The following is a 26,129-nucleotide window of genomic DNA, read 5'->3' as shown; positions in this document are numbered from 1 at the left end:
CTATGCTTGAGACTGTGACTTGGTTGGAATGCGTGCCGGTGTTGGAGCAGTAAAGAGCGCGCGTAGATCATGGCGCAGCATCGTCGTCAGGAATCCGGGTGCCGTAGAGCGCGCCTTGCCTGTTACTGCACACCGCAGTGTATGCAGCGCACCACCCAGCACATGCAAAAGCGTCGCAAGAACCGCATAAGCCCGCCCATGGCTTTTGGAGAAATAGTACCACCTACTGTCAAACCAATAGTCCGGCACGCGTTGCCATGTCTTCATACCGGTAGAGGCTGATCCTATATGCGCAACCTTGCTGGCTGGCACATAGTCGGTGGCGTATCCCGCACGCGCTGCCCGCAGACACAGGTCTGTTTCCTCAAAATAAAGAAAGAAGGTTTCGTCAAAAAGCCCGATCTGATCCAGCACCGATTGCCGCATCATCATCGACGCACCAGCCAACCAATCAACGGTTCGCGTCTGGGTCGGGGTTTCGATTGGTACCTTATAGTTCTTCAAAAGTCGCGACACAGGACCAAAACGGATCGATCCTTCGAATTCGCTGGCGACGGATGGAAAGCGGAAGCTGGTTAGATGCGTGTCGCCCTCTGGTCCGTGAATATAGCTGCCCGCAAAACCCGCTTCAGGCGTGGCCTCCAAGTGGTCCAGAAGGACGCGAATAGCATCAGAGGCCGGGAAGGCATCGGAATTGAGAATATAGACGTAGTCAGGCGCTGACCCATCCGCGAGGCGCGCTCGGATACCTACGTTGTTGCCCGCGCCAAAACCACCGTTACGGCCCGACTGAAGCACGCGGACCCGGCCCTCGGCACCCCAGCCTTGACCTACGATATGCGCCGATAATTTTTCGAATGACCCGTCCTGACTGTCGTTGTCGACAATCACCAGACCACCCGCGATACCGTCCATAGCGGCAAGAGCGGAGTTTGCCGCCTTTATCGTCATGTCGGGAGTCTTGTAGTTCAAAAGAACGGTTAGAACCGTAGGCCCGGACGCATTCATTCCGCTGCCTCCCGGAAATTTGGTGGTGTCGGCGCGGTGGCCCAATCGGTCTCGGCCGCCTCCAATACCTTTTTCATACGCGCCGCGAGAACACGCACGTTTGGCTCCAGAACCATGGAATCATGATCCCCGGGCACCTCGTGAACCGTCACGCCTGGCACATAACGCGTCCAGTCGTTGTCGGGGAACATATAGTGCCGGTCCTTATCCACCAGCCGCCCCGGTGCCACCTCCCAACGCGCCATGAGGGGAGGACGGAACAGCGTTAGCGGGCCGTCCCACGACGTCACTTGATACTTGCCTACACTTTCAAGGAACGCTGCTTCGATGGCCACGTCATGGAACTGCTGACCCTCTTCGGTCGCTTCTTCCCCTTGGCCACGGCGCTTTTGCAACTCCCAAGCAATACGGTTCTTGGCCCATGTCGAGACATAGGAGACGCCTTCATCCTTCAGATTCAACCAGTTCAGCATGATCCTATCGCGCCGTGACAAGGGTGGACGTACAGGCAGCGGTGTATCGAGCAGGATCACCGAAATGATCTCTTCGCCCTGCGCCTCCAATTGGCGCGCGATTTCGAAGGCAGTAATGCCGCCACCAGAGAAACCGCCCAACATGTAAGGGCCCTTTTCCTGAACTTGCCGCATCTCAGCAATGTAGTCTGCCGCTGCCGCTTCGATTGTGCGGTGGGGTTCCTCGTCGCCGTAAAGTCCACGCGCCTGCAGGCCATAAAATGGTCTGTCCGAGCCCAGCAGATGCGCCAGGTGACGCAGGTTAAGAACATTGCCGAACATGCCAGCCACGAGGAAAAACGGCGTGCGCGGCCCCCCTTCGCCTGCATGCATCGGCACGAGGTGAGTAAAGCGGCGCTCGGGCCGTGCCTCGGCATCTGCCGCCTTGTCGCTGCTGGACTCGGTGTCTTCTGAAACACCCCCACGCTCGGCGATCAGGGCTGCGACCTTTCGGATAGTCGGTGCTTCGAACAGGACCGATATTGGAAAGTCCACGGAATACGTCTTGCGGATCTTGGCGAACAGCCTTACAGCAATCAGCGAGTGGCCGCCAAGATCAAAGAAACTGTCCTCAGCCCCGATTTGATCAACCCCTAAGAGTTCGGCCCAGAAACCAGCGAGGGTGGTTTCGATGGCCCCCTCTGGTTCAACGTATTCACTGTCGAGTTGCGGTCGTTCAAAGGTTTGTCCGCCGCCCGCGCCGCTGTCGTCAGCTTGACCCGCTTGTTCGATCAAGCCCGGTATGTCGAGCGATGACAGGACAACTTGCGGCGTTTTGAGGGCCAAAGCCCGAAGGAACAACATTGCCCCCTCCTCCGCGCGGATCCCCTGTCCGAGGTTGTGGCGCAGACGTTCCTCGGCGGGTGAGAGCGGTTGAACCACCTCCGCTGCAGCCGTTGTTGCAGGCGTATCTTCGGTGGCGGCGAAACCCACACTTGTCTCCATCCGCCGGATGGAAAAGCCCTGGATCTCTACACAGACCTCGCCTTCGGGCGTGACCAGAGTCACGTCAAAGTTGGCAATCTCACCCGTGGCCTTGTTGTCACCTGCGTTGCGCACCCAGGACAGGATACGGTCAGGCAAGTCTCTGAACACCTTGACCGAGCGATAGGAGACGGGGACCCACAGATAGGCCATCGGATCGTATCCTTCGATCAGATCCATGGCCCAACCCGTTGCCAGATCCATCAGGCCCGGATGCAAACGATAGCCAGCGGCAGGATCGTCTTGTGCGACTGTTGGCAATGACAGTTCTGCGAGCCCTTCTCCAGCCCCCAAGGCCGTGGATTGCAATACGCGCCAGCGATCGCCGAATTGCAGATGCGCCTCTTGGGCACCTTTGAGCGCGCCGCCTTCGGGCGCACGCACCGGCGTCGCACAGCGGGCGGCAATTGCAGCAACATCAAGCGGAGCCGGAGCCCGCATTGGCAAGAGGGACAAATGCGCCTGCGCGTTCATCTCCGAAGCACCTTCGGGACCGCTTTCCACCGTCATGTCATAGCCTGTGTCACTGCGCGGCAAGCGCAGGGTGACCGCGCGAGTCTCCGCATCCCCAACAGCAAGCGGGCGCAGGAAATAAAGGTCCCGAATTTCGAAAGCGGCGGTTTCGCCTTGGGCCCGCAGGGCTTGTGCTGCCAGATCAAGATAGCCCGTGCCGGGCATCAAGGCATCCCCTGCCCCAGTCCGGTGATCACCCAACACCCAGCGATCATGCACACTGTATTCAGCGGTGAATATCCGGTGCCCGGCCCGATCAAATGTCTTTTGATCCAGAAGTGGCACGTCCGCAGGCAGCACGGGTGCCTCGGCCCCTGCACCAGTGCGGGCCGCCATCGCATCGGCAGCCATGCCTGTGTCGGCCCAAATACCCCAACCGATAGCTTGAACCCGCGTTTTGCCACCCGCACGGGCCTTGGCATAAGCGTTAAGATATTCGTTCGCAGCGACATAATCGACCTGACCAGCCGGTGCTGTCGCGGTGGAACTTGAGGAAAACAGGACCATCCAGTCGACATCACCGTCGGGGAAAACCTCTTCGATCACCCGTGTGCCGTGCAACTTGGGAGCAAAGACATCTTCGACCTCGGTCATAGTCTTTGTCTGGATCAGCCCATCCTCAATCACACCTGCGGCATGGATGATGCCAGAGACCGGCCCCATCTTCGCCTCGACTTCGGCGCGTAACGCGGTCATGTCCTCGACATTGGAGACATCGGACGCAAGACACAGAACGTCGCCACCGGTCGCCTCAAGATCCTGAACGGCACGGATGCGGCGGGGCAATACATCACCCGGCGCAGTGTTGGCCAGCACCTTTTCCCAGTCCTTGCGCGGCGGCAGGCCGCCTCGAGACACCAGAACGATGCGTGCGCCCACGGTTTCGATCAGCTCCTGCGCCAGCGTAAGACCGATCCCGCCAAAACCGCCAGTTACCAGAACCACGCCACCTTTGGTCAGTCGATCCAAACCCGCGTCACGTGTAGCCAGAACCTGCGGCCGCCAAGACATGGAGTAGCGTTTGGCACTGCGCACCGCAGCCATGCGGTTGTCAGCCGGTGACAGGATTTCTTCGAGAACAGGTTGAACAAAGGCCTCAATGTCCGCTTGCGCACGTCCCTTGACCTGCGGCAAGTCCAGATCCAGCGAGGCCACTGAGATTTGCGGGAATTCGCGTGGCATGACCCGTGCCGGGCCGCTGAGCGTTGCCTTTTCAGGGTAGCTCAGCGCTTCACTCGCCACTTGCACAGCACCTGAGCTCAACACATCCATATGTAGGGGCTGGCTCCACCCCTCGTCGCCCATAGCCTGCGCAAGAAACAGCAGACTGAAGAAGCCTTGCTCCAGATTGCGATGGAAAAACTCGACCCCGGTCGAAAGGTCTCTCGGGTGGTTGCCAGCCAACCATGCAGCACCCGATCAGGCAGGAACGTCCGAGCAACAAGATCCCGGACCAAAGCGTCATAGCTGTCGCGCCCGCGTTCCGGCGACAGGATGTATCCGTCTTCACCCACCCGCGCGAAAGTGTCGCCTGCGCGCACCGTCACGATCTCGTGGCCCGCCGTCCGCAACCGATCCGTGACCCGGTCGCACAACCCGGCCTCATCCGCAAACACCAGCCATCGCTGCGGCGGCACGTCGGACAAGTCGCCCGTCACGTCCACATCGCAAGGGGCGTAGTCGGGACGCCACGACGGTTTCCACCCCCAGCTGTCCGGATCGTCGTTGCGCATCAACCAGGTATTGGCGGTTTCAGTCTGTGGCAGCGCGGGTTCGATGTAATAGGGCGCGCGCTGGAAAGCGTAGGTTGGCAAGGGCAGTTTGACACGCCGGGCCTCTCCCCAAACCTGCGCCCAGTCAATGTCACCGCCAAGCGCCCAGACCCGGCCCAGCATCGCCATGAAGTAGGCGTCATCGGATGTGGTGTCGGCAGAGTGGCGCAACGAACCAATCACCTGATTGACGTCGACACTCGGGTGTTGTCCAGCCAGCGACGACAGCGCTTTGCCCGGACCCACCTCAATAAAGATGCGGTTCTTTTCGGCTAAAGTGCCAACGCAATCGGCAAAGTGCACAGTGCCGCGCAGATGCCCCACCCAGTGTTCGGGATCGGTTGCTTCTGCATCAGTGATCATCTGGCCCGAGCGGTTCGAGGTAAAGGGAATCTGCGGCACACTCAGTGGCATGGACCGCAGATAATCGCCAAACTCCTTCAAAATCGGCTCGAGCATGCGCGAATGCGCAGCGATGTCGATCGGGATCTCGCTGACAATCCACGTCGCGCGCAGTCAACGCCTCTTGCAACACGTCCAGCGCCGCTTGGGGTCCGGTAGCCACCGATAGGTTCGGCGCATTCACAGCGCCAAGGTCCAGATCGTCTCCCAAAAGAGGACGTAGCGCATCGGCAGGCAACGCCACCGACAGCATGCCACCAGCCGGCACGGTATCGAACAAACGGCCACGCAGGTGCACAAGACCGATGCAGTCCTCAAAACGCATGACACCTGCCACGCATGCAGCGGTGTTTTCACCCATGGAGTGGCCCACCAGGGCCGCTGGCTGAACACCCCAACTCATCCAAAGTTGGGCCAGCGCATATTCGCAGATCATGATGAGTGGAAGCTGAACCGAGGGTTGCGTCAGCCTTGCGTCTGCGTCTGCTTCCTGTCCCTTTTCCGGCAACCAGAGCGCGCGAATATCATAGTCCAACTTCGGCGCGAGGATTTCGAGGCCCTTGTCCATCCATTCGGCAAAGACAGGTTCGGTCTCGTAGAGATCACCGGCCATACCGGCATATTGCGCGCCTCCGCCGGGGAACATGAACACAGTGTCAGGCCGGTCCAACGCCGTATGGGTAAAGACCTTGCGGGGGTCTCCATCCAACAACGTTTCTGCCGCCTCCTCATGAGTCTCAGCCACCACGACGCGGCGCCGTTCGAAGGCGTGGCGCCCTTCTTTCAAAGTCCAGGCAACGTCAGCCAGATCCTGCTCTGGATGGGACCGCAAATGTGCCGCGAGGTTGGCCGCATTGCCGTCGAGTGCGGCCTTGGACCGCGCCGACAAAAGCAGCATCTGGAACGGCCAGTCCGATGGCTCAGACGCCGCACGTTCTGGCGCTTCCTCAAGCACGACATGCGCATTGGTGCCACCCACCCCCAGAGAGTTGACCCCGGCTCGACGCGGGCCCTTGTGACTGACCCAATCGCTTAGCGTGTCATTGACCCGGAAGGGGGAGTGTTCAAAATCAATAGCAGGGTTCGGCCTTTCATATCCGAGTGACGGCGGAATCTGTTTGTGATGCAGCGACAGCGACGCCTTGATCAGGCTAGCCACACCAGCTGCAGTATCGAGGTGACCAATATTCGTCTTGACCGACCCGATGCGACAAAAGCCTTTTTCGTCCGTTGTCTCTTCGAAGGCTTGCGACAGGGCGGCTACCTCGATTGGATCGCCCAGATAAGTGCCGGTTCCATGGCATTCCACATAGTCAATCGTGTCCGCGGTCACACCAGACATCAGGTGCGCCTCGGCGATGGCTTCGGCCTGACCATCCACTGAAGGGGCCAAGTAACCGGCCTTGGCGGCGCCATCATTGTTAATGGCCGACCCTTTGATCACCGCGTAAATGTGATCACCGTCTCGTATCGCATCGCTCAGTCGCCGCAACACCACTGCCCCAGCGCCTGACCCAAAAACCGTACCTTGTGCGCGATGATCAAAGGCGTGGCAATGACCGTCGGGGGATAGGACTTCGCCTTCCTTGTAAAGGTAACCGCGATGCTGCGGCAGTTCGATCGTGACACCACCCGCGATGGCCATGTCGCAATCATCGTTCAGCAGCGCCTGCGTTGCGTAATGCGTCGCCACCAAAGATGTCGAACAGGCAGTCTGCACATTCACGCTGGGACCGGTCATGTCGAAGATGTGGCTGACGCGAGTGGCCAGAAAATCCTTGTCATTGCCGGTATGACGCAAAAGGAACATGCCCACGTCGTCCACCAGATCGCGGTTGGAACAGATGTTGAAATAGAAATAGCTGCCCATGCCGCAGCCAGCGTATACTCCGATGGACCCCTTGGACTTAGCCGGCGGGTGTCCCGCATTCTCAAGTGCCTCCCATGCAACCTCGAGAAATTGGCGATGCTGGGGATCCATGATCGCCGCTTCCTTGGGGGACAAACCAAAGAAATCCGCGTCAAAGGTTTCGAAGTTGTCGAGAGGTGCTGCAGCGGGCACGTAGTCGGGCCGTTCGATCAGATGCGGCGCCTCGCCTGCATCCACGAGCTCGTCTCGCGTATAGCGACGGATCGACTCAATGCCCTGGCGCAGGTTTTCCCAATAGGCTTCTGCCCCGTCTGCTCCCGGCAAATGCGCGGCAAGCCCCACGATGGCAATATCCGTTTCAGAGATATCGGGTGCAGCACGGCTCATTGAAATCCACCTGCCTAACAAAAATTCAAAATGCCTTGCCCAGCATAGAACGCCCTGGGCCGTAAATAAATATCGGTATACCAGTAGGGTAAGCGGTGAAGCCAGCCAATAATACTGGATATGCGGCACGAGTGTGGCAGATGTTGGAAAAATGTCTAATCTGAGCGTTTCTGAAAGCCGAAGGGCCCGCCGTTTCTTGCGAGCCCTCTGAGTTTTCTACCTAGGCATGAATGTTCTGGCCTATTCGATTTCCGCCGCACCAATCGATGGCAGTTCGGGACGGCGTGTCCCAGCAAAAGAAATCATTGAGTTAGGTTCAGCCATGGCCGCTCCAAGCGCTGGGGATCCGACCTGCGGAACCCAGATGCGCCCACTATCTGCTGGCGTTGCAAATGTCGTGTCCAAAGTCGTAACGCTGTCGAAGTCGCGATATCCATTGTAACGGGGTGTGAATGCAAAGACGGGTGTCATTGTGCCATCCGGAGGCGAAACATTGACCGCACCATAAAGGGTCCGCGGCACATTCCTGTTCGGCTCGTGCAAGAGATTGTTTTCGTAGGTGATCGTGAAACCGTTCTCGTTGATCAGCGCTCGGGTTTCCCCGGTGCCTCCAAACAGATTGCCACCAGACAGTAAATTCACCATCGTATTGTTGTAGACGAGGCTGGGCGTTGTCAGGTTGCCTGCGGCAATCCCTGCTCCGGAATCACGGAATACAAACATAACGTTGGCATTTATCCCGAAACCACCGATGGATCTGTTGTTACGCTGCACATCCGGTTGGATCAGGAAGTTGTTGCGCCAGGTACTGCCACCATATGAAACGACAGCCAAATCTGTGGACATGAAACCGCCCAGCAGAATGTTTCCGTCGATCATGGCGTTCACATGAGTATCCGGATTGTTTCCATCGCCATTGGCCATGGTCACAACCGGTCCAGCACTTTCCAACACGCTGGCCCCGAGGTTAAGTCGTGCACCGGCGCGCGATGCACTGTCTGCAAACCGAATGCACGGCTGTACACCGTAAACAGAGCCTTGGCTGAACCAGCCATTGCGCGAGAACACGTCGCTTGCCCAAATATGAGCACGCTTCGGACCACCGAAACGGACAGGACCTTGAGTATTGTGCCGCGGAGGCGAGACCCTTGGTCCACCGCCCAAAGCATCGACATGCTGCATCAGCCGCGCGCCGGTATAGGCGCTTGAGACTTGTGTGGAACTGTCAAAGACCGCGTATTCCTGCCAATCGGAAATCGCTGTGTCGTTGATCGTGTACATCGTTTCCCGGTCGCTGTTGGCCGATTGATAGGCAATCGCCCAGCCCGAGAACTCACAACCATCATAAAGTGTGTAGCTGGAACCCGCCCCTGCGGCCAACGCAAACGTCACCGCTGCGCCCGACTCTCTGGTGCTGTCCCACAATCCACGGCAATCGAGACCGGAAAAAACAATGTCAGCTTCCGCATTGCGCGCCGTTCCAGCACGCAATGCATCGTTGAACAACAAGGAACCGTTTCCAAAGCGGCCGCTGTCCAGCGATAGGATCGGCTTGGCTCCAGAACCGGCGTTGGCCTCAATGCGGAAGCTGGTTGGGCTATTTGGGGTGCTATAAAGCGCCAAGTTGCGGGCCGCGGTAATGACGTGGTTCTGCCCACGCTCCAAAATCACACGGCGTGGGCCTGCGCCGCCGGGCATCTGCTCAATCGCCGCTTGGACATTATCGTAACGCACCGCTCCTGCGGGCGCATTGGGATAACCACCGGCCGCACCATTGGTATCGACGAACATCGTGGCTGCGCCCTCAAACACCTCGGACGCAGATCGAATGCGCGGTGTGTCGGACGACGTGCCGCCAATCCGAAAAATGCCAAAACCTACATTGCCCGACGACGGTTCAATAACAGCAACTCGTACAACGAACTCACCCGCATCGCGATATGTGTGCGCGCCCAGCGGCCCACGACTCCAACGGCTGTCAAGATTGCCGCGCTGTACCTGCTCGGGCGCCGTGAATTGATAGCTGTCGCCATAATCCCAAAACACACACTTGTCATGATAACTTGGATCATAGGCCGCATCATCGCTCAGCGTATTTGTGTCGAAACCGGAAAGCGTCAGATCGAACTGGAAAGCCTCGGGCGCTGCCTGCAGGTTACTGCGGCGAGCGTTAATCTCCACGGAAACGCCCGGCGTTGGCTCCAAGTCCCAAACTGAATCACCTTCTGACATTCGGCCCCATGATGTTGTCATCACGCCATCAATGGACACGACACTGCCCATCGGAAATCCTTTAAAGCATACGGATGGCATTGGAATACTCCTATCTGTTTTTGGATTGTGCAAGAAAGCCAAAGGGGTCGGTCCCGCTTAGGGCACCGTGATCTCGTTTGAGCGACTTGCGGTATCGAGCCCCCCTGCGAAGCCGTTACGGCAACGCTGAAGTTTGTGCCCTGCTCACCCGACTGGATGACATAGACGGGGGCGTCTGGGTCACTTGCATCCACCCCGGCTGAATACCGGATCACTGGCACTCCCAGGTCAGGGTCGTAGGCAAACAATGCTGGCGTGATGTTTAAAACATCACCCGGCACAGCAGCAGCGGGAACCTCCAGCTGCGGCGGTACAAGCGCGACAGGGCCTGCCTCTAGCTCCGCCGGAGAGACCCTGTAGGTCCCGGCGTAAGCTTCGCTGGCTTGCTCTACTTGAAAGGTGCGACCGTCATTGCCGTCGATGCGCAACGTGCCGTCGGCTTCAAGCACAATTTCGAACAAGTCCGGAGCGGGTGGTGCGGCAGGGATGTTCACACTGTTCGAAACACTGTTCGTAGCAAGGGCACCTTGAACCGCCGTCGCGGTGATCACGACGGCTGCGCCCTGATCGCCAGCTTGTATGACGTAGAATGGGCTGATTGGGTCGCTTGCATCCACCCCGGCTGAATACCGGATCACCGGTTCTCCCAGGTCTGGGTCATAGGCAAACAACGCTGGCGTGATGGCTAAGGCATCACCCGGCAAAGCACTGTCAGGCACCACTAGCTGCGGTGGCACCAGCGCAACGGGGCCAGCCTCAAGCTCACTGGGCAACACCCTGTAGCTCCCCACATAGGCATCGCTCGCCTGCTCCACCTCAAAGGCACGACCGTCATTGCCGTCAATGCGCAACGTACCATCGGCTTCAAGCACAACCTCGAACCGATCCGGCGGGGGCGGCGCAGCGGGAATGCTCACACCATTCGACACACTGTCCGCGGCAAAGGTCCCTTGAACCGCCGTCGCAGTGATCGTGACAGCTTCGCCCTGATCCCCAGTTTGCACAACATAGACCGGGTTGGCCGGGTCACTTGCATCCACTCCAGCCGAGTATCGGATCACCGGCTCTCCCAGCTCCGGGTCGTAAGCAAACAGTGCAGGCGTGATGGCCAAGGCTTCGCCTGGCGCCGCAGTCGCAGGCACCGCAAGCTGCGGCGGCACCAACACAACCGGGCCTGCTACAAGTGCTGCCGGAGAAACGCTGTAGCGCCCTGCATAGTCGCTCGCCTGCTCCACCTCAAAGGCACGACCGTCATTGCCGTCAATACGCAACGTGCCATCGGCTTCAAGCACAACCTCGAACGGGGACGGTGGGGGCACGGTGATTGCCACTGACAGGTGGGCGCGACGACCGTTGGCGTCTGTGCCACGCTCACGCAATTGAATGGGGCGGCCATAATCCTCGGGCTGCAAGACGTAGGTTGTATCCACAGCACCGCTGATGCCCTTCCCGTCTCGTCGCCACCGGTAGGTGAGGTTGGGAGGAGCAATTCTATCATCGTGAGCCCAAAGCCCAGGTGCCACCATATGAAGCGCACCCGCTTCCTCGTCATAGGCAATTTGCGGACGCACAAGACGCGTGGGGCGGGTATCCAACACGTTGGATTGAGTTGTGTACTGACCAGCGTATTGCGCGGGTGCCTCCACCTGTATAGTCATCCGATCCATGTTAACCGGCAATGGAACCATGTTGTCGATCTCGGACCTAATGGCCAGATCCTGTACCATCTGGCCATTGGCGGTGGCACGCAGGCCGGATGTATTTGCCCCGGCACTCATCCGAACACTGCCTTCAACGGGTAGGACATCGCACGTTCAAGCGCGTTCCAATCAAATGTCAAAATGTCAGGCATGGGCAAAGATTCCTCATGAGCTTAAAACATCGCGCCACCGGCCTGAGACCCATCCAACAGGGGCCACAGGCACAGCGAAATTCGCGTCAAACCAGAGAATTGCTCCAACACTTTTCAAGCCAGTAAAGGCAGCGTTCGTTGCCTGCGAACACCGCGTGTGGCCTGATAACCAGCGCCATTTTATCGCCGTGGTTTGTGCTTAATTTTCAAAGAGAACCGTGGCATACAATGCGATCATTAGACTCGCGACTGCCAGAGGCAGACATGAAATTGAAAACCAATGGATAACAAATCGTGATACCTCCGGTCGCAGCCTTGCTCGGCTGGCCTCTGGTCGTTTGGGCAGCCACACGCGGACGAGGACCTGCATTTGTCCTGATTTTCTGTGTGCTCGGCGGCTATCTGTTTTTACCGGAACAGGGCGGGATCGACCTGCCAGCTGCCGGTGCATTGGATAAACTTACAATACCGGTTTTGTGCGCTTTGCTGTTTTGCGCCTTGAGTCAATCTCGTCAGCCGCAGGACATCACTGTGCTGACCGGCTGGTTTCCAAAACAAATGCTGGTGATCGGTCTGATCAGTGTCTTTATCATCGGATCCATTCTCACGGTTCTAACGAATCCCGACGCCTTCTTTTCCAATGGGCAGTTTCGGCCAGGTCTGCGTATTTACGATGCCGGGGCCATCATTCTAGGGGCGATTTACACAATCCTGCCCTTGTTGCTCGCACGCAAGTTCCTTGCCCACCCGAGAATGCATCGAATGCTGCTCTTGGGATTTTGCATTGCAGGCCTGATTTACACACCACTGATCCTGTTCGAGCTTCGCATGTCGCCACAGCTCAACAACATGGTCTACGGCTTCTTTCCGCATTCCTGGCTGCAACACCTGCGTGGCGACGGATATCGCCCGGTGGTTTTCATGCATCACGGGCTTTACCTCAGCATCTTTCTTGTTGTCGCGGTGATCGCTACGTTCGGGCTCGCCCGTCTCAACACGGGAGCGGCGCGCGCCAAGTTTCTGGCGGCCGGATGTATGCTCTTTGTGATCTTGGTTTTCAGCAAGTCTCTCGGGGCTCTGGTCATTGCAGTTCTACTTGTTCCGCTCGTGCTTTTCTTACCAATGCGGCTACAACTACTGGCCGCGGCAGTGATCGGGTTGATCGCGCTCAGCTATCCCATTGCACGCGGCGCCCATATCGTTCCGGTGGATTGGCTGCTGGCTCAGGCCACCGCTATTGATCCGGAACGGGCTGCATCGCTTGGGTTCCGTTTCCACTTCGAGGAATTGCTGCTGCAACGGGTCGAAGAACGGCGGCTCTTTGGTTGGGGTGGTTATGGACGCTGGATGTTGACCGACCAGGATACCGTAGCAGACGGTGAGTGGATCATCGTCATGGGTGAAAGTGGCTGGATCGGGTATCTTTCTAAATTTGGCCTGCTGGGCCTACCTGCTCTTTTAATCTGGTTCCGCGCACGGCGTGATGGCATCGGGATGGAAAGTGCCTTCATAGCACTGGCGTTGACCGCCGGGATGATCGATCTCATTCCCAATTCTGGCATGACGCCCGACAAATGGCTGTTGGCTGGCGCGCTTTGGGGACGTCTGGAAATGGGGCGTATCAGCGATACAGAGGAACAAACAAGCGAGGCACCGCCGTTGCGTTTTGGGATGCGGCGCCCGGCAACGCAAGCTGACCCGGGACAACCTGCAGGCCCCGCCAGCATCTACACCCGTCAGCGCAAACGGGTGGAGCGGCGCACATGACCCAAACGATCGCCGCCATCATCATTGGGCGCAATGAAGGCGAACGGCTGGTCCGAGGTTTGGCTTCGGTGCAAGGGGTCGAGCGCGTGATCTATGTCGACAGCGGCTCGACGGACGGATCTCAAGAGGCTGCCAGCACGGTTGGCGCCGAAGTGGTCTCACTCGACATGTCGCGCCCCTTCACGGCCGCGCGTGCACGCAACGCCGGACTTGACCGTGTACGCAACAGTGGATCGCGACCAACCTTCGTTCAATTCATGGACGGCGATTGTGAGTTGCAGCCAGGATGGCTCGCATCCGCCACCGCTGCACTCAATAAGGATCCAAGCCTCGGCGTGGTTTTCGGCCGCCGCCGCGAACGCTTTCCCGACGCGACGATGTACAACCGGTTCTGCGACTGGGAATGGGATGTACCCGTGGGACAGGTGCGGTCTTGCGGCGGCGATGCGCTGATGCGCATGGATGCCCTCGATGCCGTTAAGGGCTACAATCCTGGCCTCATAGCCGGTGAAGAGCCGGAAATGTGCGTTCGTCTTCGGGCCGCTGGCTGGACAATACAACGCATTGATCACGAAATGACGTTACATGATGCGGCAATGACGCGGTTTGGCCAGTTCTGGTCACGCGCACGACGGGCTGGCCATGCTTGGGCCGAGGGCGCAGCCTTGCACGGTGCGCGCCCCGAGCGGCATGGCGTCCCGGAAACGCGTAAGGCTTTGATCTGGGGATTTGGTGTACCGCTGTCGATCTTTGCTCTGGCCCTCGTGATCGGTCCAACTGGCCTGTTGTTCTTTGGCGTCTATCCCGCGCGCGCCATCCGCTTCGGGCTGCGCGAAGGCGGGACAACCGAGGCATGGGAGCGCGCCTTTCTGCTGAGCTCAGGGAAATTTCCCGAAGCATTGGGCGTGCTGGAATACCACACTCGACGCTTGATCCGCCGCCCCCGAGGCTTAATCGAGTACAAATGAGGCTCAATGGCGGTCGGCCAATAGTCACTGATCCAACATTGCGATTGAACCCAACAACGCCTTAGCCCCCTCACTACGATAATCAGAGCTGCATGATTTCCAAACGAGGCGTCAAGAAAATGACCGCTATGTCTCCGCCGGCGTCGAGGCGGATACAAACGCATCTTCGTCTTGCAAAAGGTCAGAGCCGAATTACAGACTGGGCAGAACGCGAACCTACCCCGGCCAAAGCGCCGCACGTTCCTTTTCTATCTCGGCCACTGCACGTGTCTTGCCGATCATCAAAGCGCGCATCTGATAGCGTCGGATGAAGGCACGCAATTCTTGATCGCCGTGGCGCTCCGCCCCGCGCAACAACGCAGCCAGATAACCTTGGATAATTGCAAGCCCCCCAAGAACATAGGGCTTTTGGCGCATCTTGTTCACGGCTGACGCAGTCAGAAAAAGGGGGCCCGTACCCATGTAATACTGCCCGAACCCATGCCGGCGTCGACCGGTAAAGATGCCTGCCTGGCTCGAACCCATGGGGCGCAGGTGGTTAAAGCGCAATTCGGGCACATCCCAACTGACCGCTTTCCAGCCCATCATCCGCGCCTTATGGCAGTCGATCCCGTCCCACATCACCTCACGCACAAAACCGCCAAGAGCCTCGAATGCAGAAACGCGGTAAAACTTGGTCATCCCGAGGGACATGTCATCCGATATGTTCTCGGACACCATGTTACCCTTTTCATCCTCGAAATAGGCCTTGCCGGAACAGGAGGCGATACGCGGATCTGCTTCCATTCGCTCCATGAGACCTTCGAAATACCCTTGGGGTAAATCCAGATCCAAATCCAGTTTGCAAAGGTAAGAGAAGTCGGGCGGATTGATCGTGTCGTAGCCGTAGTAAAATGCTTCTATTACCCCTGGGCCGACGGCACGCTGGCCACGATCGGGCTTTGGCACCACTCGAATCCAATCATGACGCGCAGCATAATCCGCGAGAATCTGCGGCGTCGCATCAGAAGATCCGTCGTCCACAATCACCCACAAGGTTGGCCTGACAGTCTGTGCCACCACGCTGTCCAGCGTGCGGCACATGTACTCCGCCTCATTTCGACATGGGGAAATCAACACGTAAGCGCGAGGATCAACCATGGTTCATCGGTCCCAAAATCATTTAATCTATGGCTGCGTTCTTGCCCGTTCATACCTGTCCCTGCAAGGGTTGCTGACTGGCAACGGGAGCTCTTTTTCGCCAGTGTGTCCTGCGAAATGTCTCAACAATGATAGCGCACTAAGATATAGGTGGGTCCGATAACGTCCATTTTTTAACAGAATAGCTTTTCCAGGGAACTCAGGACCGATGACCGCTTACTATAACATCGACCCCGACACACTTTTGATCGACAACGATACGGCAAAGGCCGCCGGCGCCGCCAAGGCAGAGATTTATCAGGCTGCAGAACCCTATCACCACGCCTGCATCGACAACTTCTTGCCGGAAGCACTTCTTGAGAACGTGCTCAACGAACTCGAAACTCTCCCGCCACCAGAAGAAGGGTACAGCCGCGCACAGGAGAACCTGAAGTTCTCATATATTCCTGAGCGTCTGCCAGCTTACACAAAAAACCTGTTCTATGCATTCAACTCGCGCCCATTCATCCTGTTTCTGGAACAGATGACTGGTATCAAGGGGCTTATCCCAGACCCTTATTTCATGGGTGCAGGTATTCACAAAACACTCAATGGTGGGCATCTGGACATCCATGCCGATTTCAACCTCCACGGACCGATGCAGGTAGAGCGGCGACTGAATGTGCTGATCTACCTCAACAGGGACTGGAAAGAGGAATACGGCGGCTCGTTCGAAGTGTGGGACAAGGAAATGACCCGCAAAATGAATAGCTTTGTGCCGAAATTCAATCGGATGGTCTGTTTCTCGACCGGGTCCGACACATTCCACGGCAATCCCGAACCCGTAAACCACCCCGAGGGCGAAGCGCGCCAATCCATTGCGTTGTACTACTACACCGCCACATGGGATGCGACACGCAAGGAGCACACCACGCTCTTCAAGCCTCGCCCCGGCTCCAAAGACAAAGCTGACAGGCTTGTTGCGCGCCGAGCGCTGATGCAGGATATCCTGCCACCTATCGTGTATCGCAAACTGGCCGGACCGCTGAGCCGCATTGGATTCTAAGTCCCTTCCTTGCCCGCAGACAGAAGACCTTGGGCTTTGAAGAAACTGTGTAAGATGGCCCCAAAGTTGGGACAAAACCTCTGCTGAGCAGGCACGGTCGCCCCCAATTGGCAGTTGGGTATATGATGGGTCTTGATTGGATTTGAACGCGCATGCATTCCTCGGATACCATTTCGTCTAGGCACCCAAGCACCGGATTCATGCATTGGGGCACTTTCTGGCTGTTGGTCACAATTCTGGGGGCGATGGCCTTCTTTTGGGACGGAACACGCGCGCTGCTGGCGGCGTGGCAACTGCCTGAATACAGCCACGGACCACTGATCCCGATACTGTCTGGCCTGCTTTTCTTGCGCCAACTAAAGTCGATTCCAGAAAACTCGGGTGCGGTGCGTATCCGTTGGCCCGGCGTGGTGGTCATCCTCGCTGCCGTAGCCCTCGGCAGCTTGGGCAAGCTGGCCAATATCGATGAAATTGTGGCTTACGCCCTGATTCTGTGGGTTGGTGGTGTCCTTCTGATCAGCTTTGGCTGGACAACGGGCAAACATTTCTGGCCCCCTGTTGTGCACTTGGTCTACATGCTCCCACTGCCGGGCGTGCTCTATTACAAGATGACCACTTGGTTGCAGTTCATCTCTTCTGAGCTGGGGGTTTGGTTTTTAAAGCTGTTGTCCGTGCCCGTGTTTCTCGATGGCAATATTATCGATCTTGGCATCATGAAACTACACGTGGCCGAGGCCTGTTCAGGCTTGAACTACCTGTTCCCAATCCTCAGCTTCTCCTACATCTTCGCCGTGCTTTACCGCGGACCGATGTGGCACAAGGCAGTGCTCCTGATTTCTGCGGCACCGATTACAGTGCTGATGAATTCGGTGCGCATAGCCTTGGCCGGCGTGGTCGTGAACGTTTACGGGCCAGATTGGTTGGACGGATTTACCCACTTCTTCGAAGGGTGGGTCATTTTTGCAATCTGCATTGTCCTACTCTTCCTGCTCGCCAAGATAATGCTAGTGTTCCAAAGGCAAAAAATGAGCCTGCCTCAGGCATTGGATCTGGACACAGACGGACTGCTGACCCAAGCAATGCGATTGCGGTTGGTGCAACCGTCTGCGGCGCTGATTGCCTCCTCTTTGGCAGTATTGATGACAATAGCTGTCTTCCAGGTGCTTCCCCAACGCGGCGATTACACTGTGTCTCGTGACAGCTTTGTCTTGTTCCCCCGCAGCCTGGGGAAGTGGCAGCAAGTTGGTCCACAGCAGTTTCTCACACCGGACGTTGAGGCGGTTTTGCGTGCAGACGACTATCTGCAGGTTGATCTGGCTCACAAAGGGTCTTCCGGTCCCAGTATTGGTCTTTTCATGGCCTGGTACAACGATCAGTCCAAAGGTGGCGTACACAGCCCCGAGATTTGTCTACCCGGTGGCGGCTGGGAAATTGCTTGGCTGGAGCGCACCGATATTGCCGCCGAACTCAATAGTCCCACCCCTTTTGAGCTAAACAAGGCAATCATCCAGAAGGGCGAAATCAGAATGATGGCCTACTACTGGTTCGAACAAAAGGGGCGGCGCATCGCTTGGGATTTCGAAGCAAAATACTTGTTGATGGTGGATGGGATTCGTACCGGCCGCACGGACGGAGCCTTGGTCAGGCTGACAACTCCGATCAATCCTGGTGAAAGCGACGCAACCGCTGCTGCACGATTGAACGACTTGGTTGCCGATCTCACCCCGGCCCTACCGCGGTTCCTGCCGGTTGAATAGTCCCTGCGCACGTGTCTCACAGACCTTATGCGCACCATTCCATGGCATAACGACCGGCACCTGATCCCCGGTTGATCCAACCGGTGCATTCTTGCAGGATTCAAGTTGCCGTGAAGTTTTTTGAGGCCTCACAATGCTTAGATCTATTGTTGATTATATTACGACACCTTCGAATTTCCTGATCCTGCTCATTGTTTTGGGTCTGTGCCTGATCGTCATGCGCTGGCGAAGGTTGGGTTTGTTCAGCGGCGCGCTTGGTACGATCGGGCTTTTGATATTTGGTTACAGTTCCGTCGGTGAAGTGCTGATGGCGCCCCTCGTGACGCGTTTTCCGCCTGTTTCACTCGAAACGATCCCTGCCCCCGATGGCATCGTGGTTGTAGGCAGCGGCATCAATGAAGTTCATGCCAAGCATACCGGCGCTTTGTTGGAATTGAAGGAAGACGGGGACGCTGTCCCGATCTTGGGATTGCTTGCACAACGCTATCCGCAGGCGCGTATCGTTGTCACCTCGGGCAGTCCTCTCCCTCCCCCATTGGGACCCGCCTACGGCATCCAACGTATTCTTCAAGAATTCGGTGTCGCCAAAGATAGGATCATCATCGACGCCACATCGACCAACACGGTTGAAAGGGTGCGCAATGCCATAGCCTTGATCGGCGAAGATAGGGGAAAAACCTGGTGGGTCATAACATCTGCCCACCGTATGCCCAGGGTAATGGGCGTTTTTCGAAACATGGGCATGGAACCTGTGCCTTACCCCGTTGACTTCCGTTGGATCCCGCCATTTGACCCGCTCTATACTTACCATTTGACGGATGGGCTGCGGATGACAGACTTGGCGTCTAAGGAATGGAGAGGCCTCGCTCTCTACTGGTATCAAGGGCACACCGATACCTTTTTTCCATCACCCTGAGCATCATCTGTCTTTGGCGACAAAAGCAACTTCTGCCTACCGAAGTGGTTCGCCGAAATCATCTCAGCACCGTATTCCTGTTCTGGCGCCCTTTGTTGTCGTTGGCTGTAACGCAGACACATGCAGCCAGTCCCCTCAGCCGTCCAACGAAACTGCGTTCGAGACACAGTTTTCCTGCTTCGGAGTTTTCAACCATAACGCTTAACACAAACGCAGGGTCATATGACTTCTCCGGCACGTACTTTCTCAAACATGAGTGCCATCGCAGCTGCTGCAGTTGATTTGCTCAACCTGTCCTTGACCACTATCCAAACACGTTTTGAAATGCCGATCATTGGTCGCAATATGCCTACAGCGCGGATAAAATCCCACCAGTCTGGGATTGGACTGCTCAGGTTCCGCCCTCACGACAGAGTTTCTGGGCAAACCTGCAAGACAGCTCACTAATCAAGGATCAGAGTACTTATCTTGATCTCCGCCCCAGCATCTAGCTTGGTTGTGTGGCTCTAACCGATATCCACGGACAGGCAGCCTTTCTGATGTCATTGTCATTTTCAAAGCACCACTGATTAAGGTCAGGCTTCATTGATCTTGGCATTGTGGCACGATCCACCGGTCAAAAAACAGGCGGTGATATGGACGCCTTTTTCTGGCTGATCGATGGGCAGATGACGCATTTGGAGCTCTATTTCCCAAAGCGAAGGTATAAGCGACGCAATCGTATCGAGATCATGTTTGGCCGATTGAAAGACTGGCGACGGGTTGCAACTCGATACACCCGCTGTCCCAAGGCCTTCCTCTCCAAAATCGCCCTCGCAGCTGCCATCATCCGTGGGGTGTGTGGCCCAAACTTAGGAACCATGCAGGCGGTAACGCCGACCAGGAGAGATTCTAGCTCCAGGTCAGTGCCGAATCCATGGGCATCATGTTCCTGCTATTCTGTATCCCACAATTCTAATAATTTTCACGACGGACTATCTGACAACAAACTCAGCGTGAAGTGCTCCAGCCGCTTTTATGCTCTTTAGGATATCGATCATGTCTCGAGGAGCAACGCCAAGTGCGTTTAGGCCCGCTATCACCTCTGACAAGGACGTGCCCCCCGGAACTTCGGCAAGGCCGGGGCCATCTTCTTCTTGTAGATCAACGGTTGTCCGGGGGACGACGACAGTTTCGCCTTCTGCAAACGGGTTGGGCTGTACGGCCAGTGGCTGTTCCTGAACGCGCAATGTCAGGTTGCCTTGCGACACCGCAACACGGGAGATACGCACCTCGTCACCCATCACGATTGTTCCGGAACGCTGGTCGACCACGACCCGAGCTCTGCGCTCCGGTTCAACCGCTATGTTTTCAATTCGCCCCAGTGCGTGCGCAACCGACCTAGCGCGGGTCTGACGAACATCCAAGGCGACAGTGCCCGAATCCAGCATGGTTGCAACAGGTCGACTGAAGACGGCATTGATAGCATCCTCGATCCTCGCTGCTGTTGTGAAGTCAGGGTTGCGGAGGGCGAGCCGCATGTCTGTTAAGTTGCTGAGTTCAAATTCAATTTCCCGCTCAATGCGCGCTCCGGATGGAATGGTGCCTGATGTTGGCACACCTTGCGTAACACGCGCGCCATCCCCTTCGGCAACGGCGCCTCCCGCAATGATTGTGCCCTGGGCAACGGCGTAAATCTCGCCATCCGCGGCGTTCATCGGGGTCATGACCAACGTTCCACCCAGCAGGCTTTTTGCGTCGCCAATCGCCGATACTGTAATGTCAATCTGGCTGCCGCTGCGCGCAAATGGTGGCAAAGTTCCGGTCACGATGACCGCCGCAACATTCTTGGGGCGAAACTGCTCGCCAGTGACATTGACGCCCAGACGTTCAAGGATGTTCGTCATAATATCTTCGGTAAACGGCGCGTTTCTGAGACCGTCTCCGGTTCCGTCCAGCCCAACAACAAGGCCGTATCCCACAAGATCGTTGCCACGCACCCCATCGAAATCGACCAAATCCTTGATCCGAACAGGGCTTGCTGCTGCAACGCCTCCAACAAGCAATGCGATTATGCAGACGAGGGGCCGTATCATCTGATGAAGTTGACCAGTGACAGGTCGGATGTACGAGCGGTGATCGTGTACAAGCTTTGAAGCTGGAATTGGACTGCCTCCAATTGGGTTGCGGTTTCGTAGGGGTCGGCTTCCAGAAGTGCGCCTTTTGCGAGCTGTAGAGACGTATCGCGGGCTGCACTCCGAGCCGTGACCGTATCAATGCGTGCTTCGGCAGCCCCAACGCCGCTTTGAGTCGCTGTCAGTGCCTCTTTCGCCTCCAATAGGCTTATGCCAGCTCTTACAAGCAGGTCACGCTGGTTTCCGGCTGATAGCCCCAAGCCGCTATCAGCCGCCACAGCTGCCAAAGCGACCCCCTTGAACAGGTCGCGAAACACTTGGTTATCCGCTTTCAAATCAACCGAAATTTGTTCATCTTCTGCCAATTGGAATGGCGCGATTGAGGCGTCGGAGCCGGTATATGCCGAGGCGCGAAAACCGGCTGGATCATCAAACCATTGGTCAACAGCTGTTTCGATGTCGGACACGGTTGTGTTGCCTGCGATAGCGGTCCGTAGATCGGCAAGGATCACGTCAGCACTGTTCAGCGCCGACTGATCCGTTGCCGCGCCCGCAAAGATCGATCGTCCTGCGCTGGATGTGTTAAGAACTGACACGAGACTTCTGAACTCGTTTTCTGCATCGGTCGACATTTGCGCCAATACCGGTCCATTGGCGCTGGCTCCGACTGCAAGAAGCGCGGTGCTGAGCTGGCCAACCCCGAAATCCACGCGATCAAGCGCGCTTTGCACTGACGACGCAAATTGTGCGGCTTCTGTTCCCGCCACCTTGTAAGCCGCAAGACCGCGCAAATCGCTTTCTATATCCGACAAGTAGGCAACATTTCCCGCAAGGACCGACTTGGTGTCGCTGACTTGGCCACTTGCCAGTTCCTCAGTCAAGCGGGCCATATCCGCCTTGATGGATGCACCACGTCGTTGCAACAGAAATGTCTGCGCCAGGTCGCCCAATCCGTAGCTGTTCATTGTCAAATCCTCAGAATCATGTCGAACATTTCGTCGACCGTTGAGATGACCCGCGCGTTTGCGGCATAGGCTTGCTCCAGGATCATCAGGTTTTGAATCTCCACATCTGTGTCGACGCCTGCCGCCAGCTCAACTTGCTGCAACTCGGCGAATTGAGCAGAGGCGAATGACATCTGTCGATCTGCTCTGAGCCGTTCAGTCCCGATTTGGGATGACATGCTGACCACGATGTCCTTCAAACTGAGCGGAGCCGACCCAAACTGAGTGGACGCTTGCGGTCGTGTCGTCTCCAGAACATCGGTTAGTGCGATCAAGAGTGTCGCATCACCGGCCTCGCCTGGTGTGGCTGCACCCAAACCGTCGCGCATGCGCCAGGTTTCGCCGCCCTGGTCGGGATCGACCAGCGCATTGAGAGAAAGGCGGCTGGCCAAACCAATTGCGGCTGCAGGATCCATCGGGTTGTTCGCGTCAGTGAACAGCCCCGCATCACCGACCCCGAGCGTGGGATCAACGGTGCTGTCTTCGAAGCGTTCGATCAGATCGCGGGCAACTGCATCGATCTGCAACTGGGCTTTCGGGGCAATTTCGTCCCTTATTTCGAATTGTGCGCCCAACGTTCCACCATGCAAACGACCATTTGCTGAAGACGTGTTTACTGAGATCCCGTTGAGTGTCAGGCCCGACAGCGTTCCATCGTCTATGGACTCGTATGGTGTGACAAGGTTGGCTGGTTCAAAACCAACTTCAACGGCCTGACCTTCGAGCAGTATCGCTCCGCCGACAGAATATAATGACACTGCGCCTCGGTCTCGCGGGATTGTCCGAACCGGGACCATTTCGCTTATCTCATCAATGAATTGCTGGCGCTGATCCTCGAGGGCTGGCAGATCGATGTCATTTACATTGCTTGCCACAATGCGGGCATTCAACGTCTCAACGCCTTTGAGGGCGTCATTCAGTCGCTTGACCTGTGTGTTGATGCTGTGATCGGCTTGGGTGCGTGCATCTTGAATGCCTTGCGCCACCGAATTGATCGATTGGGCGAGGTCCTTGGCCGCGAAAGCCGCCGCCGTGAGACGTTCTGCGGCATCTGGCCTGCTGCTCGCCGTGATCAAGCTTTGTTCGAAATCAGAAATGCGCGCAGCGAGCGACGCCGGATTGTCCGGTGTTCCAACCAAGTCTTCGATCCGCGTCAGTGCCGCCGCCGTCTCACTGCGATAGCCGGTCTCCGCTTCGGCGAGTCGTCGGTCGTTGATAATTTGCTGATCGACATGCCGTGTGATGCCGTTGATCCGCACGCCAACAGCACCGCCACCGCTGTCAGATGAAACCGAGAGCGTTCGCCGCACATATCCCGCAGTGTTTGCGTTCGCAATGTTCCCCGATACGACTTCCGAGCCGCGGCTTACCGCCCGGATGCCCGACATGGCCGAGGAAAGTGCACTGGTCAGTGACATGTTGCCAACTCCCGCCTTCGTTCACTTAGGTCGTCGAAATTACCGTTTGATATTGGTGGTTTCCTGCAACATTTCGTCCACAGTCTGGATGACCTTGGCATTTGACGAATACGCCCGCTGTGTCTGGATCATGGCGGTCAACTCGCCAGCAACATCAACGGCGGATTCCTCGCGCGCATAAGAGACGATATCCCCGGTCGGCCCGTCACCTGCATCCCATAGGAAAAAGCTCCCGCTGTCGGGGGAGGGCAGATATGTCTGCTGATCCAGGGCCACCATGCCGTTTGGATTGGGTAGGTCGACCAGCGGGATTTGAAAGATTGTCCTGCTGATTCCGGTGTCAAAGAAGGCTGTCACAAAGCCGTTCGCATCTACTTCCACACTTGTCATGTTGCCTACCGGGGACCCGTCTTTTGAGATCGACAGCGGTGCAAAGCTGTCTGACAGCTGTGTGAGGCCATCACTTTCGCCCAATTGCCCAATATTGATTTCCAGGGGGCCACCCTCGGCATTGATGACGATATTGCCGGTGGCCGGATCATAGGCTCCGCCGCTTGTCGTTGTGACTGACGCCAATGTGCCGCCAGCAGTCCGGCTGTCATCAAACGTCAGAACGTATTCTCCGACTACTGCCCCGCCCAGGGCTGAGTCGGTCAATTGCATCGTCCATTCATTTGATGTGCCCGTGCCTGGAACCGTCGGTGTGAAACTCACGTTAATGGTTTCAGATGTGCCCAGGTTGTCGAAATACTCGATAGACAGGTACTGTGCTTCCCCCACCGAGCCTGCATCTGTATCGGTGGCAGGCAGATTTACCCCAAGCGACATCGCTGTTGTCGGTTCGCCTGAAAACTGGTTCACATTGATTTGCACGGGCTGAAGCCCATCCGATGTATCCCGTGGGAACGTTGGCACTGTCCCATCGGCGAGAGCGGGCCAGCCAAGCAGAACAAGCCCTGAATCAGATCGCAGATAGCCCTGCGCATCAGTGCGGAACGAGCCGGTTGTGGTCAGCAACATCTGACTATTGCCGTTCGACACGTTCACATCGCTGCTTTGCGCGACAGGCAGCATACCCCGTCCGCGCACGGCAAGGTCTGTTGCATTCGACGTCGATACCAGAGACCCGCGTTGATCGATCAGCCGCGAAGTCGAGGCACGAACTCCCCCGGCGGAGTAGCTTCCACCGCTGGACGAAACGACAAGCGACTGAAAATCAGTCTGAACACGTTTGTACCCGTAGGTCGAAGAGTTCGCGATATTGTCTGAAATGGACGCAAGCCGCGTCGCGTTTGCCTGTAGCCCTGCAACACCTGCATTGAGCGAGGAAGAGATTGTCATGGACACGCCTTTCTGCTGTACCGACCGAATTTGGACAACAGATAGGCGGGCCGCCTTAACGCAGGGCTAACAGATAAAATCCAAGCTATTCCTGCCAATCACTCCCTCAGGAAAATCACCTCCAGCCGGTTGTTGCGAACGGCCATCGGGTTCTTGACGGCGGCTTCGCGGTCCGCGTGCCCGGTGACTCGTTCGATCCGTTCGCCTGGCACCCCTGTTTGTTTCAAAAGCCTACGCATGGCATCTGCCCGCGCCACAGACATCTTCCAGGTTGATCGTTCCGCAACGACAATAGGTTGCGCCTGTACATGCCCTTCAACTGCAATATCGTTTTCGACTGTCCGGGCGGCTTCCATGATCAGTCTGGACAGATCCCGCAACAAAGGCGTTGGGATATCGGTGCCTTCTTCGAACAACGGGGTATCCTCGAGCGCGAATATCTCGACCACCAGGCCCTCATCGGTCAGACGAGTCACGATGTGTCTGAGGTCATTGTCCATGACCTTCGTTTCGCCGCCTTTGCCCAGCAGTTGAGCCTCAAGTGACTCGAATGCTTCATCCTGTGCCGCTGTGAGGTCACCCTGATCACCTGATCCGGTGTCGCCACGTGCCTGCTTGGACTCAGTTGGACGCTTCGATGATGCGCCCGTACCGTTCTGAGGCAGCGTTACCTCGGAAAACACGCTGTCGCCGCCAAACGCACCATCCCCACCGCCGGAAATGCGGTTGATTGGAATCGTCGGCGAAAAGTAGTCCGCGATCCCCTTGCGTTGCTTTTCGGTTGTTGCATTCAGCAGCCACATCAACATGAAGAAGGCCATCATAGCGGTCACAAAGTCCGCATAGGCCACTTTCCAGGCGCCACCATGGTGACCACCGCCGCCTGACACCTTCTTTTTCTTGATGATGATTGGCCGCGCATTGGCTTGCGCGCTCATTTCCCACACCTCATTTTCACCCGATCCGAGGCGTATCACGCAGCATGTTACGGCTGGCTTAACACATAGAATTGTCGACAATTTGCGGCCCATGGTCTTGTGCCGGCG

15 protein-coding genes and 2 pseudogenes are annotated in these 26,129 nt (G+C 56.9%); 6 read left to right on the top strand and 11 right to left on the bottom strand.

All coding sequences use genetic code 11. The features are described from left to right. From ACZ1HN_RS04545 to ACZ1HN_RS04530, 4 genes and pseudogenes are all read right to left on the bottom strand, one after another. Nucleotides 1-1,008 carry a glycosyltransferase family 2 protein gene (locus ACZ1HN_RS04545; RefSeq protein ID WP_472726634.1) on the bottom strand — a complete coding sequence of 336 codons (1,008 nt, stop codon included), beginning with the start codon at nucleotides 1,006-1,008 and terminating at the stop codon, nucleotides 1-3. Continuing rightward, nucleotides 1,005-7,448, bottom strand: a pseudogene (locus ACZ1HN_RS04540) (type I polyketide synthase). Before ACZ1HN_RS04540 ends, ACZ1HN_RS04545 begins: the two are co-directional and overlap by 4 nt. Nucleotides 7,449-7,688: 240 nt before the next feature. Next, the gene (locus tag ACZ1HN_RS04535) at nucleotides 7,689-9,731 is read right to left on the bottom strand and encodes a hypothetical protein (protein ID WP_472726633.1); all 2,043 of its coding nucleotides are present in this window, start codon (nucleotides 9,729-9,731) and stop codon (nucleotides 7,689-7,691) included. Then, nucleotides 9,701-11,539 carry a hypothetical protein gene (locus ACZ1HN_RS04530; RefSeq protein WP_472726632.1) on the bottom strand — a complete coding sequence of 613 codons (1,839 nt, stop codon included), beginning with the start codon at nucleotides 11,537-11,539 and terminating at the stop codon, nucleotides 9,701-9,703. The genes ACZ1HN_RS04535 and ACZ1HN_RS04530 overlap by 31 nt, the downstream gene beginning before the upstream one ends. A gap of 572 nt (nucleotides 11,540-12,111) precedes the next feature. Between ACZ1HN_RS04530 and ACZ1HN_RS04525 the strand changes: the two genes are divergently transcribed. Both ACZ1HN_RS04525 and ACZ1HN_RS04520 read left to right on the top strand, forming a co-directional pair. Next, nucleotides 12,112-13,380, top strand: coding sequence for a hypothetical protein (locus ACZ1HN_RS04525; RefSeq protein ID WP_472726631.1), 1,269 nt, complete (start codon nucleotides 12,112-12,114; stop codon nucleotides 13,378-13,380). Next, on the top strand, nucleotides 13,377-14,348 hold the full coding sequence (locus ACZ1HN_RS04520) for a glycosyltransferase family 2 protein (protein WP_472726630.1): 972 nt from the start codon (nucleotides 13,377-13,379) through the stop codon (nucleotides 14,346-14,348). Before ACZ1HN_RS04525 ends, ACZ1HN_RS04520 begins: the two co-directional genes overlap by 4 nt. A gap of 216 nt (nucleotides 14,349-14,564) precedes the next feature. Here the strand turns inward: ACZ1HN_RS04520 and ACZ1HN_RS04515 are convergent, their stop codons facing one another. After that, complete coding sequence (locus ACZ1HN_RS04515; protein ID WP_472726629.1) at nucleotides 14,565-15,488, bottom strand: glycosyltransferase family 2 protein; 924 nt, start codon at nucleotides 15,486-15,488, stop codon at nucleotides 14,565-14,567. 208 nt (nucleotides 15,489-15,696) lie between these two features. Here ACZ1HN_RS04515 and ACZ1HN_RS04510 point away from each other — a divergent pair, with 208 nt between their 5' ends. From ACZ1HN_RS04510 to ACZ1HN_RS04500, 3 genes are all read left to right on the top strand, one after another. Beyond that, nucleotides 15,697-16,533, top strand: a complete 837-nt coding sequence (locus tag ACZ1HN_RS04510) for a 2OG-Fe(II) oxygenase (RefSeq protein WP_472726628.1) — start codon at nucleotides 15,697-15,699, stop codon at nucleotides 16,531-16,533. A gap of 152 nt (nucleotides 16,534-16,685) precedes the next feature. Further along, the gene (gene xrtD / locus ACZ1HN_RS04505) at nucleotides 16,686-18,290 is read left to right on the top strand and encodes a VPLPA-CTERM-specific exosortase XrtD (RefSeq protein WP_472726627.1); all 1,605 of its coding nucleotides are present in this window, start codon (nucleotides 16,686-16,688) and stop codon (nucleotides 18,288-18,290) included. Nucleotides 18,291-18,423: 133 nt separating this feature from the next. Continuing rightward, nucleotides 18,424-19,206 (top strand): YdcF family protein, encoded by a 783-nt coding sequence (locus tag ACZ1HN_RS04500; protein WP_472726626.1) that lies wholly within the window; start codon nucleotides 18,424-18,426, stop codon nucleotides 19,204-19,206. A gap of 218 nt (nucleotides 19,207-19,424) precedes the next feature. On the opposite strand, the gene repC is transcribed toward ACZ1HN_RS04500, so the two are convergent. After that, on the bottom strand, nucleotides 19,425-19,589 hold the full coding sequence (gene repC, locus ACZ1HN_RS04495; RefSeq protein ID WP_472729277.1) for a replication initiation protein RepC: 165 nt from the start codon (nucleotides 19,587-19,589) through the stop codon (nucleotides 19,425-19,427). Between the two features lie 306 nt (nucleotides 19,590-19,895). Between repC and ACZ1HN_RS04490 the strand changes: the two are divergent. Continuing rightward, nucleotides 19,896-20,036: pseudogene (locus tag ACZ1HN_RS04490) on the top strand (transposase); the annotation flags it as partial. A gap of 144 nt (nucleotides 20,037-20,180) precedes the next feature. Here ACZ1HN_RS04490 and ACZ1HN_RS04485 read toward each other — a convergent pair. The 5 genes from ACZ1HN_RS04485 to ACZ1HN_RS04465 all read right to left on the bottom strand — a co-directional run bounded on the left by ACZ1HN_RS04485 (nucleotide 20,181) and on the right by ACZ1HN_RS04465 (nucleotide 26,021). Then, entirely contained in the window at nucleotides 20,181-21,281 is a 1,101-nt protein-coding gene (locus ACZ1HN_RS04485; protein WP_472726625.1) for a flagellar basal body P-ring protein FlgI, read from the bottom strand. Next, on the bottom strand, nucleotides 21,278-22,285 hold the full coding sequence (locus tag ACZ1HN_RS04480) for a flagellin (RefSeq protein WP_472726624.1): 1,008 nt from the start codon (nucleotides 22,283-22,285) through the stop codon (nucleotides 21,278-21,280). Before ACZ1HN_RS04480 ends, ACZ1HN_RS04485 begins: the two co-directional genes overlap by 4 nt. A 2-nt stretch (nucleotides 22,286-22,287) precedes the next feature. Continuing rightward, the gene (flgK, locus tag ACZ1HN_RS04475) at nucleotides 22,288-23,742 is read right to left on the bottom strand and encodes a flagellar hook-associated protein FlgK (protein ID WP_472726623.1); all 1,455 of its coding nucleotides are present in this window, start codon (nucleotides 23,740-23,742) and stop codon (nucleotides 22,288-22,290) included. A 39-nt stretch (nucleotides 23,743-23,781) separates the two neighbouring features. Next, nucleotides 23,782-25,083, bottom strand: coding sequence for a flagellar hook protein FlgE (locus ACZ1HN_RS04470; protein WP_299204343.1), 1,302 nt, complete (start codon nucleotides 25,081-25,083; stop codon nucleotides 23,782-23,784). Nucleotides 25,084-25,181: 98 nt separating this feature from the next. Beyond that, the gene (locus tag ACZ1HN_RS04465; RefSeq protein ID WP_299204346.1) at nucleotides 25,182-26,021 is read right to left on the bottom strand and encodes an OmpA/MotB family protein; all 840 of its coding nucleotides are present in this window, start codon (nucleotides 26,019-26,021) and stop codon (nucleotides 25,182-25,184) included. Between the last annotated feature and the right edge of the window lie 108 nt (nucleotides 26,022-26,129).

It is taken from the genome of Tateyamaria sp. GN1-10, assembly GCF_055693845.1.
Note: the sequence above shows the minus strand (reverse complement) of the source record. Positions and strands in the feature narration are given on the sequence as shown.